Below are 14982 nucleotides of genomic sequence, written 5' to 3' on the forward strand. Positions count from 1 at the left end.
AACCAATATTACCCTGAAGGTATTCGTCGGTTCTCCATTAAAACGGCCTCTTACGTTGCTCGCAGAAACATATATACTTTCGTATTGTTCCCCTCGAAACAACTAACCCCGGCCGCTGGCTCCTGATGTTTCAGGAAGCGTGTGGGATTACATAGTTGAACGACGCCCCATAAATACATACCGGCGAATTCTGTAAAATGACACAACCTCCTGAACTTGTGAAATGAGAGAAAAAAAAAGTTAATCTCAAAATGAATCTTGAACAACCCGGATATTTTTAAGAAAACCGCTCCAATATAATCAAATTTTCTAAATCTCTAGTGAACTATGATATCACAATAGCGCAGAATCAGTTCGTGGTCAAACCCTCACAAATTCCGGAAATGGGAGATGTCGCCGTAGTAGGCTCAATATAAACCTCGCCAAAGAAGGTATCCTGGTAAATAAGAACCTGCCCTTCGTGCATCAGGAATAACAGTGGAATAAATACATGAACAAGAGGCCAGGTAAGTTTCTTTGCAACATCAGAAAGAGTAGTCCGACCATCTAAAGCTGAATCAAGACAACAGGATAAGACTTCCATTGCACTATCATGGTACGCTTCTTCATGGGCGATAGAAACCACTTCTTCAGTATATACCAGCCCTTCGATTACCCAAGGGTCACGCTGACGCCTCCGTTCTTCCTTTTCAGCATTCCGGAGAAGATTAATCAGATCATAGAGAGTAATCGGTTGCTTTCTCATATTTTTGCGTTCAAGCCGTCGCTTTATCTCATGTTCCAGAAGTGAAACCGGATCATGTGATGCGGGAACGAGTGAATCCCCTGAAGAAAAATCTTCTTCAAACCCGTAATCTCCATCACTGTCTTCAATTCCTTCCGGCTCTTTCAGATATTCGGATTTTATCCGGAGTAATGTTGCTGCATAAAGAAGTGTTCTGGCAGAAAGCCGGAGATCAAGAGTCTCCTCTTTTTCCATCTCCTCAAAAAATTTATCCGTTACTTCAATAATATCAATATTCCAGGGATCAATTTCACCCCGTTCCGCCATTTTCACCAGGATTTCAACCGGATCATGAATCATCCATGCTCACCCCGGTTACAAGAGTGGTTTTATCGGGCCGGATAGTAACACCCAGAATCCTGTCAGCAGCATCTATCATCGGTTTTCGAAGAGAGATATTGATAAATTGCGATGTATGTGACAATTCACGAATCATTTCAGCGATCCTTACTACATTTGATCCGTCAAGATTCATATCAACTTCATCAAACGCATAAAATGGAGCAGGAATTGCTTTCTGAATCGAAAAAATAAACGCCAGAGTTGTCAGTGATTTTTCACCACCGGAAAGGGCAGTCAGATGATGAACTTTTTTGTCCCTTGGCTGAACAGCAAAAGATAATCCACCAGTAAAGGGATCCTCAGGATTTTCAAGTTTCAGCTCACCGGTGCCCATGGTAAGACGTGAAAAAATTTCCCGGAAATTTTTATCGATTTCCTGAAATGCTTCATTAAAAGCCTCAAATTTTTTCCTGGAAAAAAATTCAATTCGATCTTTTATATCAGACATCTCCCGTTCCAAAACCTCAATACGGGACATCCGTTCAGAAACCACCGCGTGAACCTGCTCATACTCTTCAATTGCACGCATGTTCACATCCCCGAGTTTACCAATAGAAACGGAAGTAGTCTCAATTCGTTCATCGATCTCCTGTTCAGTAAGAGAAGTGACAGAGTCTCCGGCTTCCTCTGAAAGACTTTTAATATCTGCATTAATCAGGAGTAATTTTTCATCCATGCTTTCAATTTTCAGCAGGATCCGATCCATTTTACCAACAAATTCACGGACCTCTGCATCAAATGCATCAGCTTTTTGCGAAAGAGATGCCCGTTCGGTCCGGAGCCCTTCTATCTCCTGTGAAAATTGTGCGACGGTCTGCTCAGCATCTTTTATTTCGTTTTCTTTACTACCTATTTCCGATTTCCAGGCCTCTATTTCATCATCATACCGTTTGATCTGCTCACGGACACGTTCCATCTGCTGGCGTTCTTCATCCACCTTCTTTTGTGCAAAGGAGAGTTCCAACCGGATTTCAGCAATTTCCTGCTCCTTATTCCGAAGTCGTCTTTGAACTTCCTCTATCTGTCTTTGCGACTCCTCACGCTGCTCATAAAGAAGAGGTATCCCGGTATCAGAAAGACGCACAGAAATTTCTTCTACCTGTTTCTGTAGTCTTGAAATTTCCTCATTTTTCTCTTCAATCGCCTTTTCTGCCGCAGCAAGTTCATCAACTCCACAGGGTTCTCCTATCCCGGCGTTTGAACGTTGAGTCTTGAGCGAATCCATCTCTGATATGAGAGAAGTCACTGCAGATTCGGCAGATTCAATCTGACCTTTTGCACGAACGATAGCACTTTCAAGTTCTAGTCTTCTTTTTTGTGTCTCGTCCCGTTCACCCGTTTGGACAGATAATTCTCCTGCAAGAATCTGTTCCTCGGTTGTTATCATTGAGAGACGGGCGGAGAGCTCCTTCACCTCATCAACTGATGATGAACCAAATCCTCCGGATTCTTTTCTCACACTGCCACCAGTCATTGAACCGGAAGGCTCAACCAGTGACCCGTCAGGAGTAACCATCCTGAATGTGCCAATTCTCTTCCTGGCATGTTCAAGTGAATCCACAACCAGAGTAGAGCCAAGCACCACTCGAAATGCCACATCAAATTTCGGATCATAATCCAGAAGGGAAATTGCAAATCCGATGATGTCATTGCCTGATGGAAGAGGAGGAAGTGGTTTTGACCTGATTTTATTGAGGGGAAGAAATGTTACCCGGCCAAGTTTATTTTCCTGTAGATACCGGATCGCCTCAGCAGCAATCTGGTCATTCTCCACGACAACAAAATGGATCTTTCCACCAGCAGCAATATTCATGGCCGTTGCATGTTCAGGTCTGCAGGAAGCGAGATCTCCAATGGTCCCACATACTCCCTCCATCCCCATAACTGCCTCCATAGCACGGCTATACCGACCCTGGACCTGCTGTTGTGCCTCTTTTTTCCCAATTTCGATCTTTAGATCACGAATCTGTCTAAGTATCCGTTCGTGTTCTTCTCGTTTGGTATAAAGAGCAGTGTCATATGTTCCCATCCGCCGGTCATACTCGCGCTTTTCTTCATTCAACCGGTCGAATGCATTCTTAAGGGCAGCAACATCCTCATTTTTTATGACCAGTTCTTTTTCAATAGCGATAATCCTGGAAGTGAGCCGATCAGATTCGGCATTGCGCATCCGGGAACGTTCAATAAGTATATCCTGCTGGTGGAGAAGTTCTCCCCGTAAATCACGAGCATCATGGATTTTCATCCGCAATGATTCCAACTGGGTCTCATCTTCTTCAAGACCTTTTGTTTCCCGTGTTATTGTCTGTGAAATCCGATCAAACTCTTTTTGTACTACTGAAGTAGTCATAGAAAGATTGGTCCTGTCTATCATCAGACTGCGCAATTCAGAGTCTCTTGCTCCGGCACGTTCCTCCTGTCTTTTTACACCAGCGAATAACTCAGATAATCTTTTGTTAGCCTCATCGCGGTCCCTTCCTGCCCTGTCAATAGATCGATGAAGACTATCAATAGCCGCCTTTGCCTCAGCAATCCGGGAAACAAGAGCCATATATTCACTACCGGTTTTCGCGGTAATTTTCTGGTCGATGGCCCCGATTTCTTCTTTTACAAAATCCCGTTCATGCGATTTCCAGGAAATATCTCCTTCTATCTGGGTAACCTGACTTTTTTCTTCTGATATCGCCTGAATAAGTGCATCCTGATCTTTTTTCTTGGTCGCAAGACGTGCAGCACTGAGACACCGGGTGAGATTTTTCAATTCGTCCTGTAATGTCCGGTATTGAACAGCCTGTTCTTTCTGCTTCTCAAGCTGTTTCAGACGGAGAGTAAGTTCCTCAAGGTGAACAGATTCTTCCGAAATCCGGTCTTTTACCTGGGAAAGTTCCCCAAGAGCCAAATCTTTTTTCGTATCAAACTCTGCAACACCAGCTATCTCATCTATTATCTTCCGGCGCTCCGTATCACTCATTTCGATGATTCGGTTGATATCACCCTGCATGACAACATTGTAACCATGAGGAACAATACCATGGCCGGCAAGAAAATCCAGCAGCTCTCCCTGGCGACAGGAACGCCCGTTCAGGTAAAGATAATTGTAATAGGTATTTTCAGTTCTTTTTATTCGACGTTTGATTATTGTGCCATCTGAAAAGGTAATTTCAACTTCTGCAATATTCCGGTCAGAATTTAGATTCAGAAGATCAGTCAGTCTCTCAGCACGCAGATGGCGGGATGAAGAAAGAGCCAGTGCAAAAAGGATACAATCAATGATATTGCTTTTCCCGGATCCATTTGGTCCGGAAATTATGGTGAAACCAGGTAAAAATGGGATTTTTGTTTTTCTCCCAAATGATTTGAAATTATCAATCTCAAGTTGTGTTATATGCAAACCCTTACACCAGAGCAAGGATGGGAACGATATTCAGGTTACGAACCTTCTGCAGGATCCTTATCTTCTGCAATAATGAGATCATTCTGACCTGGTCTGCCCTGATTATCTTTTGCTTTCATCCTGGCAGTACGGGCAGAGGCGACAATAATGTCATCACCCATATCTTTTTCGGGCAGTAATGTCCCGTCTGGCTGCATCTTCAGAGTTACCTTGCCTTTTACCGGATGTGGCTGGACTTTTTCAGGATCACTCTTAATCTCGGTAATCTCACGCTCAACTTTCCCTCTTGAGATTGGCGGAGCTACAGCCTGAATTACCGGTGGGGGCCGTTGTTCCTTCTTTAGTTTCATAACAACAGCCTTCATGTCCAGCATTTCATCGGTAAGACCCTTGATAAGGGCATCCAGATCTGCTAATTTCCGCTCGAGCAGACGGACCCGTTCATCAAGATTATTCGTCCCATATCCTTCGTCACTCATGAATAACAGACCTGTTTGTCCGGTTCTACTATCTTTGTAACTATTTGATACTAATACATATATATTCCCCTTCTCATTTTTTCGAAATAACAATATTTCAACATCCTGAATACCCAATTCTCACAAAGGCCACAAAGCCATATTACCTTATATGCCAGATGTGTATGCACATGTCCTATCTGGAAACGACTGATCCAGAAATTGCAGCGATCATCGATAAAGAAACCAATCGTCAGATTAACGGTCTTGAACTCATTGCTTCAGAAAATGTCGTAAGCAGGGCAGTCCTTGAAGCTTCAGGTTCTATCATGACGAACAAGTACGCCGAAGGATATCCTGGCAAACGATACTATGGCGGCTGTGAATTTCATGATATGGCTGAAAACCTGGCACGTGACAGAGTTTGTTCCCTGTTTGGTGCAGAGCATGCAAATGTTCAGCCACATTCCGGTAGTCAGGCCAACATGGCAGTGTATTTTTCGGCAATAAAACCCGGAGATAAAATTCTGTCAATGAACCTGTCTCAGGGGGGACATCTTTCTCATGGTTCACCCGTCAACTTTTCAGGAATAATCTATGAGTCCCATCAGTATGGTGTTGACCTGAAGACAGAACGCATGGACTATGGCAGCATTGCTGAGATGGCACGAAAGGTAAAGCCAAAAATCATCGTTTGTGGTGCTAGTGCCTACCCGAGGGAGATCGATTTTAAGGCTTTTGCCGAAATTGCGAATGAAGTGGATGCGTACTGTATGGCAGATATTGCGCACATCGCAGGTCTTTGCGCCACCGGCATCCATCCAACCCCGGTGGGACACACCACCTTTACCACATCCACCACACATAAAACCCTCCGCGGCCCTCGTGGTGGATTTATCCTTTGTGACAAAGAATGGGCAGCTCCAATAGATAAGTCAGTATTTCCGGGAATGCAGGGTGGACCGCTCATGCATATAATCTCTGCAAAAGCGGTATGTTTCAAGGAAGCCTCAACAAAGGAATTTGTGAAATACTCACAGCAGGTCGTAAAAAACTCACGTGTTCTTGCAGACACCCTGCAGAGTAATAATGTAAGACTGGTCTCGGGTGGAACGGATAACCATCTCTGTCTTCTTGACCTGACCAACTTTGGAATTACCGGACTTGAAGCAGAACAGGCTCTTGGAAATGCCGGAATAACGGTCAATAAAAATACCATTCCAAACGAGACAAAAAGTCCATTTGTTACCAGCGGTCTTCGGGTAGGAACCCCCGCGGTCACCAGCAGGGGTATGAAAGAGAGTGAAATGAAACAGATTGGTGAATGGATCTCTTCAATCATCCGCGAATCCAAAAATACCACTCTCCAGGAAAAGGTCAGGGAAGAAGTCAAATCTCTTGCCAGCAAATACCCTCTTTATCCTGATTTGTCATGATACTCGATGGTAAAGGACTTGCAGCACGGCGACTGGAACTGTTAAAAGAAGATATCCTCGAAGAAAAGTTGTCACCCACCCTGGCAACTGTTATTGTCGGGGATGATCCTGCCTCCCACATGTATGTCCGCATGAAACACCGTGCATGTGAACAGGTGGGCATCAATTCAGTTAATGTCACCCTTCCGGCAGATACCACTACCAAAACGGTTCTCGACCGGATAAGACAGTTAAATGAAGATCCTGATATTGATGGGATACTAGTTCAACTCCCACTCCCGGAAGGCATTGATACAGAATCGGTTATCGCATCAATTAACCCGGAAAAGGATGTTGATGGATTTCATCCTCTGAATATGGGAAGGTTGATGACCGGGCTTCCAGGTCCACGGCCGTGTACCCCAAAGGGTATCATGACTCTTCTTTCAGAATATAATATTCCGACATCAGGCAAAAGGGCCGTAATTGTCGGGAGAAGTGTTGACGTCGGACGTCCCATCGGACTCCTGCTCCTTCATGCCGATGCCACGGTCACCATCTGCCATAGTAAAACAGAAAACCTTGCTGAAATTACCAGACAGGCGGATATTCTGGTAAGTGCTGCAGGTAGAGCAGGAATTATTACTGCAGACATGGTAAAACCCGGGGAATCAGTCATAGATGTCGGAACAAACCAGGTAAATGGAAAACTCTGTGGCGATGTCAGTTTCTCAGAAGTTGAGAAGATTGCCGGTGCAATAACCCCGGTTCCGGGAGGTGTAGGTCCGATGACTATTGCATCTCTTATGGAAAACACCGCAGATATCGCAAGGAACCGATGCGTTCATTTCATGTGAAGGGAATCCACATCGGCGGGCATCGTCCTGTACTGATGGGAATCCTGAATTTAAGTCCGGAGTCTTTTTACTCCGGATCATTTGTTCCCTTTTCTTCTATCGAAGAGACTGCAGAACAGATGGTTTCACAGGGTGCCGATATTCTTGATATTGGTGCAAGAAGCACTGCTCCCGGAAGCACTCCGATATCTGTGGCAGAAGAATGTCAAAGAATCGAAGAGTGCCTCTCCATTCTTGAAGGTTCTGGTTATTGTATCAGTGTTGATACCATGCATCCGGAGGTTTTAAAAACCGCCCTTCAGTATGATATCTCCCTTGTTAATGATATATCCGGATTATTACACCCTGAAATGGGATCTTTGGTTGCAGACTCAGACCTTCCGGCTATTTTAATGGCTACTTCAAAAATACCGGGAGATGCTCTAACATTCAATGGAACAATCGAGAATGTTAGTCATGTCATAAGGCGGGCAGCGGCTTATGATATCACAAATATCATCCTCGATCCGGCAATTGGAAAATGGATTCCGGAAAGAAACCCCCAGGAGGATTGGGAATTGTGTAGCCGCTTTTCAGACCTTAAAGAATTTGATTTTCCCCTCCTTGCAGCAGTTTCGAGAAAATCATTTATCGGCGATCTGACCGGAAGATCCACCGATGATCGACTGGCAGGAACCCTTGCAGTTACAACCAGCCTCATCGAAAAAGGAGCAGATGTAGTGCGAGCGCATGACATCCCTGAAACTCTCGATGTTATCAACACAGTCATTCACCTGCAGGAATTCTCATGAACCCATCATTTCAGATTTTTGGTCTGCAGACTGAAATCATAAAGCCCAAAGACTCTCTCCTTTCTTATGTGCAAAATGCGATGAATAATCTGCATCTCACCTTCGAGGATAAGGATATTCTGGTTATCGCAGAATCAGCTGTTGCAACTGCGCAGGGAAGGATTGCAAGTCTTTCTGATCAGGTGCCTTCAGAAAGAGCAAAAGAGGTTGCTCATCAGTATGACATGGACCCTGCACTTGTAGAGATTGTACTAAGAGAATCAGAATCTATTATCGGAGGTATACCAGGTTTTTTGCTCTGTATTAAATCCGGTCACCTGCTCCCCAATGCCGGGATAGACGGATCGAATGCTCCGGACGGACAAGTGACACTCTTACCTGAAGATCCTGATGCAACGGCAAAAAAAATACGGACTGAGATCTTCCAAAAGTCAGGAAAACTTGTTGCAGTCCTCATTATTGACAGCAGAACACATCCCATGCGATATGGTTGTGGGGGTGTTGCGATTGCATGTTCAGGAATACCTGCTGTTATAGATGAACGAGGGAAAAAGGATCTTTTTGGAAGGGAACTAAAGGTTACTCGGAGAGCTGTCGCAGATAATATTGCATCCGCAGCCGAGCTTATAATGGGAGAATCTGACGAGCGTATACCTGCAGTTCTTGTAAGAGGTCTTGAGGTTCCTTTTGGAGAATTCGAAGGAATTGAACTAATATCTCCTGATGAATGCCTTTTTATCGGAAGCCTTAAAAAACAACTAAAAACAGATTAAATGAAAATTAATACTTTTTTAATCCATGCAGCAGAATTACAACTCCGGCCAGTATTACGATTATCGGCCAGAATGGAAAACTAACATTCCAATAACCCATATCATTACCAAGCCATACAATACCCCAGCTAATAATGAATATTCCAAGAACTAATCCACCAATACTCATTCTGTTCATATAATTTTGCATATTTTTTCCTACTTCACATAATTTACAAACCAAATGGCATATCCCAGGTATGACCACATGCATTACATTTACATTTGGCAATCATACTGCCTGATTCAGTAGTAACCAGATCATCAAAATCCGTATCTTTCGAATTGCACTTGGGGCAGAGTATATCTCCCATAGTATCAGCATCACCCGGGGGAGGGTATGATTACATTTCTTGATTCTTATCTATTTTAAACCGGTGTTGCATATAATCTAATAAAACAGATAAAAAATCTGCCGTTTCTATCTGGCAAATATTAACAAATAAGGGAAGCTTCTTTCATATAGACGTCAAATAAGAAAAATATCTGTGCTTTTCACAGGGGGTAATTATGGCACCAACCAAATATATTTCTGCTGCCACTTTTCTGGTTATTTTAGTGGTAATTATCTGTGCGATTACGCAGGCGGGATCTGCTATACCTGAAAAAAAGAATCAGGAAACAGGATATCCGTCAGAAACAGGTTTAACAATCCAGTCATCTGCTGCACCTCCATCGGAGAAAGCCCTACAGGTTTCTACAGAATATGCACCTGATCGCCTGATTGTCAGGTATAAAACCGATCAATTACGAACGGAATCGGCAATGATGTCTGTTCAGTCTGTAACCAATTCAAAAGCCGGAACCTCAGTCGTCAGTGATTTTCAATCGGAAGGTATCCCGGGTATGCAGATAGTTCAGGTCACAAGTAATTCACTTGAAGGAGCACTGAAATCATACGAAGACAATCCTGATGTTTTGTATGTCGAACCTGATTACAAGATCTCATTAAGTCCTGTTGAAAAGACAGGGAAAACACAGGAAATCTCAGAATTTGGAATTACCAGCGCATCGTACCCGAATGATCCCGGATATCAGTATTTATGGGGACTCGATAACACCGGACAGGCTCCGTTTTATGGAAAGTCCGATGCAGATATTGATGCACCTGAAGCCTGGAGTAGTACCACCGGTTCTTCATCGGTGATAGTAGCAGTAGTGGACACCGGCGTTGATTACACCCATCCGGACCTTGCAGCAAACATCTGGCAAAATTCAAGAGAGACCATCAATGGTATTGATGATGATGGAAACGGGTATATCGACGATATCAGAGGATGGAACTTCAATGCCAAAACCAATGATCCAAAAGACGATAATGGCCATGGGACTCATTGTGCGGGGACCATTGCTGCAGTAGGAAACAATGGTGTTGGTGTTGCCGGAGTTGGATGGAATGTTAAGATAATGCCCCTCAAATTCCTCAACGCCGCAGGATCAGGGTATGTATCCGATGCAATCTCTGCAATCTTATATGCGAACAAAATGGGAGCCACAGTCATCTCAAATTCCTGGTCCGGAACAGGATACACCCAGTCTCTAAAAGATGCTATAGATGCTTCTTCAGCAGTTGTTGTGTGTGCTGCAGGTAACAGTGGCAAAAATTCTGATGTGAACCCGCAATATCCGGCAGCGTTCCAAAGTGCCAATATCATTTCAGTAGCTGCGACTGACTATAACGATAATCTGGCTTCATTCTCTAATTATGGATCCGGATCAGTCGACCTTGCAGCACCAGGAGTCAGCATATACAGTACAACTTCTTCTGGCAGCTACCGGTATTTGAGCGGTACATCCATGGCAACGCCACATGTATCAGGAGTTGCAGCCTTATTAAAATCAAAGAGTCCTTCACTTACCGGATCAGCGATAAAAAGTAAAATTCTGAGTAATGTAGACATTGTTTCATCATTATCCGGAAAAGTCGCAACTAGTGGCAGATTGAATGCTGCAAAGGCCCTGGGCGCATCAACACCTACAATAGCTCCAACAGCAACTCCGACCGCGACCCCGACTTCCTATCCTACAAAGACACCAACAATTACTCCGATACCAACCAGGACAATAGCGCCAACACCTACGACAACTCAGACTCCAACAACTAAACTGGTTTCTGCATTCTACGCTTCACCGACATACGGAAAAGCTCCCTTACGTGTCCAGTTTATCGATCAGTCATACGGAAGTCCGACCAGATGGACATGGTCATTTGGAGACGGTGGATTTTCCTATCAGAAAAACCCATATCACACCTATCTTAAAAAAGGAACATATTCCATTCGTTTAACAACGTACAGGGGTGGATTGTCAAGTTCACTCTATAAACAGCGGCTAATAACCGTAATTTAACCTTTTTTAAAAATTTTATATTTGAATTGAAGAGAGAGCATCCTTAATTTTAGGACGCCAAGAGTCCAAGGCCCGCTGATAGATCTCCGCAGCTTTCTGATGATCAGCGTCATCGGTATTCTTCTCAATACGGTCAAGAGAAAGCCTGGCAGTATCAAGAATCCAGCAATCCACAACAGACTTATCTACCGCTGTAATTGATTCTGCCCGGACAGACACCAGATTTCTTCCATCCGGTGACTGGAAGACTCCGGGTTTGCCAATAACAACAACATGAGCCGGAGATTCAATCGTAGAGATCTGATGAAGGGCTTCTGGCTGATAACTGCCTGCACTAACAAAAAAAGTACCAGTCGGATCCATCACCCGGATTTGATAGAAAACTGCTTCTCCTTCTGATTTTTTCTTTTCTGTCAGTGTTCCGGCAATAAAAATACGGTTGCACCGTTCTCCGGTCGGAAGAAGGATAAAAGTCGGGCTTTTTTCATCGGTTCCTTCACGAAAATGGTGAAAGGCTTCCCGTAACTCTGCTGCAAAAACCCTTTTTGCAGGTTCACGCTCATACCGACGGAATGCTGCATTATCACTCATGAGACTCTCCCTCCACACGGTTAATCAGTTCAGCCAGAAGACCGGAATCAAACTTTTGATACTCACAATTATATGCAAAAAACCGGTTGTCAAGACTGCGTCCCCTGCAGACAAGATATCTCCCCAGAATCTGTTCATTCATATGATAAAACACGGTTTCAAGACCAAGAGGATCATTTTCAGCCATCTCCTGGGCTGAAATGAGGTTCAGTCCGGTAAGTTCTTCGACACCTTCTCTCGAAATAATGGTATCATACGTTTTAACTCCGGTGTCAAGCCACCCTTTAACCCTGAGATCATACACATAATTGGGTTGTATTTCATGCACCGGACAATAATTCTGCCTGGACAGAACTCTTCCGCATCCTTCAACCGGACAGCGTTTGATAAGCCCAGATCCCGGTGAAAGGTGAACAAATGCACCACATACCTCTTCATTGGAGGTTCTCACCTGCATCGTTACATTTTCTTCAGGAATACAGGTTGCCCCGTTTAATGTCACCGAAAGACGGGAGTTAAACTCATCAACCGAAGCATAATAGATGCTATAAACCGTATCCGGATCCAATCTGACAGAATTATCATCCTTCCAGATGGTGAACCGGATGGTGCCGGATTCATCGCCCAGAATCCCTGCCTGGAGCAGACGATCAGACGTACTTTCATATTCCTGAACCATCTTAACCCGGAGACAGACAATACCCGGGCCTGCCTGAGTAATTGGGATAATATTTGGTCTGATGCTGGTATCTTCTTCAAGCGGCTCAGCTGATCCAGGGGGTATCTGCATACTTAAAGTCCCCCGGTATCTGTCCACGACTGCGCCGTTTATTGTATACCACTGGTTTTCAACCAAGGGTTCTGCACCGGGATTATTCCGGATAATGAACCTTATCGCACCGGAATCATCAGCAATTACTCCCCTCTGCAGTATTTGTTCTGAAGGTTGTTTCTCTATCGTTACAACTTTCCCATGAACCAAGGCTACACCCGGCTTTAACTGCCCGACGGGTGTTTTTTCTATTTGAGGTAACTCATCTTTTGATACCGGAGTAATTTTCGTTCCGGCATGAACTTTTATTGAGACCTGCCCGTTAAACTCGTCTGATTCAACAAGCTCAAGATGGTACCAGTGACCCTGTTCAAGTAAAGGTGCATTCGCTGAAGCCCAGACCGTAAAGCGTATTGTTCCGGAATTATCAGCAAGGATCCCGGACTGAGCAATCGAAGGAGACCTTGGCGGAAAAAGTGTTGTTACTTCACCTTCAACTGCTATCCATCGTTTTGGTTTTATTTCTGATACTGCAGTAATAACGGTTTCCGGAACAGATTCAGGAGAGAGTTCTGTTATCGTAGTTCCGGAATGGACTTTCAGGCTTACCTGGCCATTATATTCGTCAGCCACTGCTGATTCCAGCCGGTACCATTTTCCCTGTTCCATAACCGGAGCATTCGCTTTCGCCCAGACCGTAAAACGCATTGTCCCGCTTTGATCAGAGATTACCCCGCTCTGGGCAACTGAAGGAGAACGTGACGGAATGAGTGTTACAATCTGTCCTTCAACGGTTACCCACTGCTCTGCCTGAATCTCTGAAATAAGAGTTACTGCATCTGCGTCTTGTCTGGGTGGACTGGCAGAAGGAATTTCCATTCCAAATTGCCGGGCATAATCACCTATTATTGACCGTTCCGCTTCTGCGGGGGGAACAGAAAACTCTTCCACAAAACGGTTGATCTTCTCCTCTAATTTAGCCCGGTCAATTATATGACCTTCTGCTGCAAATTTTTCGGAGATCCTGTCTGCAATTTCTTTAAGTTCCATTTCATCTCCATTGCATAGGTCAGTTGATGGAACATATAAAACCGCATACCCGGAGGGTGAAAGTAATACCGGAATGATTAAAAGGAATATCAGGATTTATTTAAAAAAACTGCTTTCAATTCAGAAAGAGACGCTTCCGGATTTCTCAAGAGGTGCCGGGTCACCTGCGGAGAATGATTGAGGATACATCTGGTACATCCCCAGATTGGTTTTTTTCCGGGTTTTTCTATCCAGTCACCAAGACTGGTATCCCCACAGGGATATAAGGGACAATAACAAAAATCACAGCACTGACCAGGAAAATGACAGGGGTAGTACGGACAATTATTTTTCTCCCATAACATCCAGTGATTGCCTCCGATACTACTCCAGATAAAAAAGGAGGGTTTTGTATGTCCATCACTGATTATAGGCTTTTTAAGGGCTTCCTGAACCCCGAAAAAAACCGCTTCATGGATCTTTTTACCGACATCTGTTGCACTACCAGCGTACCGAACTGACCCCGGGTCTTCTGACGCAACAATTACCGCATCAGTAAGAGTTCCGGCAAAAGAGTGCCCGGACTCCCGAAGCCCCAGAACCTTCGCTTCAGTTGCAGTAATTACCGCATCAACCAGACCCTGGTCAGAAAAATCCCTCGTAACAACAATGATATTTATTGTCCCGGCCTCCGGGTTTTTATTATCAGATAAGGAGGATCCCGGGTCAGGATGAGTGATCCCAGCGGTGATGAAGACGGTAACCGGATCAATAGAGAGAATACATAAATTATTCATCGACACCGCGGTGAGAAGACATACAGAATCCTTCTTTAAGAGGCCTAATGACATAACCAGATTTTCAATAAGGAAATCCGGACTTTCGGAAAATCCCGGTTTCACCTGGTGATTTAAAAGAGTTGTACAATTCCGGATACCACCATCATGACCGGAACTTAAAGCCCGAAATGATCCCCTGATTACCAGGGAAGAAGATTTGAGGTAATACCTCATGCCACACTATAACGCTGACGATCTTTTAATTCCTGTTGTTTCCCTGCATTCCATCCGGAAACATCCTGAAGATATCCCGTAACACGGCTAATCTGGACAACATCATGACAACCGCACTCCGGGCATACCGGCTCGCCACACAATGGGCAGTATTCAATAGTCCCGGTAATCTCATGAGAACAATCGCAATTATCAAGCGGGCACATGATTTCAGGATTCACATCGCCACAGACCGGGCATGGACTCTCATCAACGATACGGTGACAGGTATGACATTTATATCTTCGTTCATTTTCAGGAATTTCATCTTTGCAGGTGTATTTATCTGCAATCCTGAGCTGTTCAGCAGTCCAGTTCATACTCATAGGTATTCAC

General features: G+C 44.3%; 14 protein-coding genes. 5 read left to right on the forward strand and 9 right to left on the reverse strand.

The window, feature by feature from the left end:
- Window positions 1–349: 349 nt before the first annotated feature.
- From DLD82_RS13620 to DLD82_RS13630, 3 genes are read right to left on the reverse strand one after another with little or no spacing between them, the layout of a single operon-like run.
- Window positions 350–1084: a segregation and condensation protein A gene (locus DLD82_RS13620; protein WP_109941680.1), complete on the reverse strand. Its 735-nt coding sequence runs from the start codon at window positions 1082–1084 to the stop codon at window positions 350–352.
- On the reverse strand, window positions 1074–4517 hold the full coding sequence (smc, locus tag DLD82_RS13625; protein ID WP_181391451.1) for a chromosome segregation protein SMC: 3444 nt from the start codon (window positions 4515–4517) through the stop codon (window positions 1074–1076). The genes DLD82_RS13620 and smc overlap by 11 nt, the downstream gene beginning before the upstream one ends.
- A gap of 38 nt (window positions 4518–4555) precedes the next feature.
- Entirely contained in the window at window positions 4556–4999 is a 444-nt protein-coding gene (locus DLD82_RS13630; RefSeq protein ID WP_109941682.1) for a DUF7518 family protein, read from the reverse strand.
- Window positions 5000–5169: 170 nt separating this feature from the next.
- Between DLD82_RS13630 and glyA the strand changes: the two genes are divergently transcribed.
- Genes glyA through cofE form a run of 4 tightly spaced genes read left to right on the forward strand, consistent with a single transcriptional unit; the run spans window position 5170 to window position 8814 of the window.
- Window positions 5170–6414, forward strand: a complete 1245-nt coding sequence (gene glyA, locus DLD82_RS13635; RefSeq protein WP_109941683.1) for a serine hydroxymethyltransferase — start codon at window positions 5170–5172, stop codon at window positions 6412–6414.
- Window positions 6411–7250 (forward strand): bifunctional methylenetetrahydrofolate dehydrogenase/methenyltetrahydrofolate cyclohydrolase FolD, encoded by an 840-nt coding sequence (gene folD / locus DLD82_RS13640; protein ID WP_109941684.1) that lies wholly within the window; start codon window positions 6411–6413, stop codon window positions 7248–7250. Before glyA ends, folD begins: the two co-directional genes overlap by 4 nt.
- Window positions 7232–8041 (forward strand): dihydropteroate synthase, encoded by an 810-nt coding sequence (gene folP / locus DLD82_RS13645; protein ID WP_109941685.1) that lies wholly within the window; start codon window positions 7232–7234, stop codon window positions 8039–8041. Before folD ends, folP begins: the two co-directional genes overlap by 19 nt.
- The gene (gene cofE / locus DLD82_RS13650; RefSeq protein ID WP_109941686.1) at window positions 8038–8814 is read left to right on the forward strand and encodes a coenzyme F420-0:L-glutamate ligase; all 777 of its coding nucleotides are present in this window, start codon (window positions 8038–8040) and stop codon (window positions 8812–8814) included. Before folP ends, cofE begins: the two co-directional genes overlap by 4 nt.
- Before the next feature lie 7 nt (window positions 8815–8821).
- On the opposite strand, the gene DLD82_RS13655 is transcribed toward cofE, so the two are convergent.
- Together DLD82_RS13655 and DLD82_RS18290 are read right to left on the reverse strand one after the other, a co-directional pair.
- Window positions 8822–8992: a LiaF transmembrane domain-containing protein gene (locus DLD82_RS13655; protein ID WP_181391452.1), complete on the reverse strand. Its 171-nt coding sequence runs from the start codon at window positions 8990–8992 to the stop codon at window positions 8822–8824.
- 34 nt (window positions 8993–9026) lie between these two features.
- The gene (locus DLD82_RS18290; RefSeq protein WP_146199812.1) at window positions 9027–9167 is read right to left on the reverse strand and encodes a eukaryotic translation initiation factor eIF-2-beta/eIF-5 family protein; all 141 of its coding nucleotides are present in this window, start codon (window positions 9165–9167) and stop codon (window positions 9027–9029) included.
- 196 nt (window positions 9168–9363) lie between these two features.
- Between DLD82_RS18290 and DLD82_RS13660 the strand changes: the two genes are divergently transcribed.
- On the forward strand, window positions 9364–11202 hold the full coding sequence (locus tag DLD82_RS13660) for a S8 family serine peptidase (protein WP_109941688.1): 1839 nt from the start codon (window positions 9364–9366) through the stop codon (window positions 11200–11202).
- Window positions 11203–11217: 15 nt separating this feature from the next.
- Here DLD82_RS13660 and DLD82_RS13665 read toward each other — a convergent pair whose 3' ends face one another.
- The 4 genes from DLD82_RS13665 to nrdD form a co-directional block, all read right to left on the reverse strand.
- Complete coding sequence (locus tag DLD82_RS13665; RefSeq protein ID WP_109941689.1) at window positions 11218–11793, reverse strand: nucleic acid-binding protein; 576 nt, start codon at window positions 11791–11793, stop codon at window positions 11218–11220.
- On the reverse strand, window positions 11786–13615 hold the full coding sequence (locus tag DLD82_RS13670; protein WP_109941690.1) for a hypothetical protein: 1830 nt from the start codon (window positions 13613–13615) through the stop codon (window positions 11786–11788). Before DLD82_RS13670 ends, DLD82_RS13665 begins: the two co-directional genes overlap by 8 nt.
- An 89-nt stretch (window positions 13616–13704) precedes the next feature.
- Window positions 13705–14607 carry an adenosylcobinamide amidohydrolase gene (locus DLD82_RS13675; RefSeq protein ID WP_109941691.1) on the reverse strand — a complete coding sequence of 301 codons (903 nt, stop codon included), beginning with the start codon at window positions 14605–14607 and terminating at the stop codon, window positions 13705–13707.
- Window positions 14604–14966: an anaerobic ribonucleoside-triphosphate reductase gene (nrdD, locus tag DLD82_RS13680; protein ID WP_109941692.1), complete on the reverse strand. Its 363-nt coding sequence runs from the start codon at window positions 14964–14966 to the stop codon at window positions 14604–14606. The genes DLD82_RS13675 and nrdD overlap by 4 nt, the downstream gene beginning before the upstream one ends.
- Window positions 14967–14982: the final 16 nt, after the last annotated feature.

The organism is Methanospirillum stamsii (assembly GCF_003173335.1).
GTDB classification, from domain to species: Archaea; Halobacteriota; Methanomicrobia; order Methanomicrobiales; family Methanospirillaceae; genus Methanospirillum; species Methanospirillum stamsii.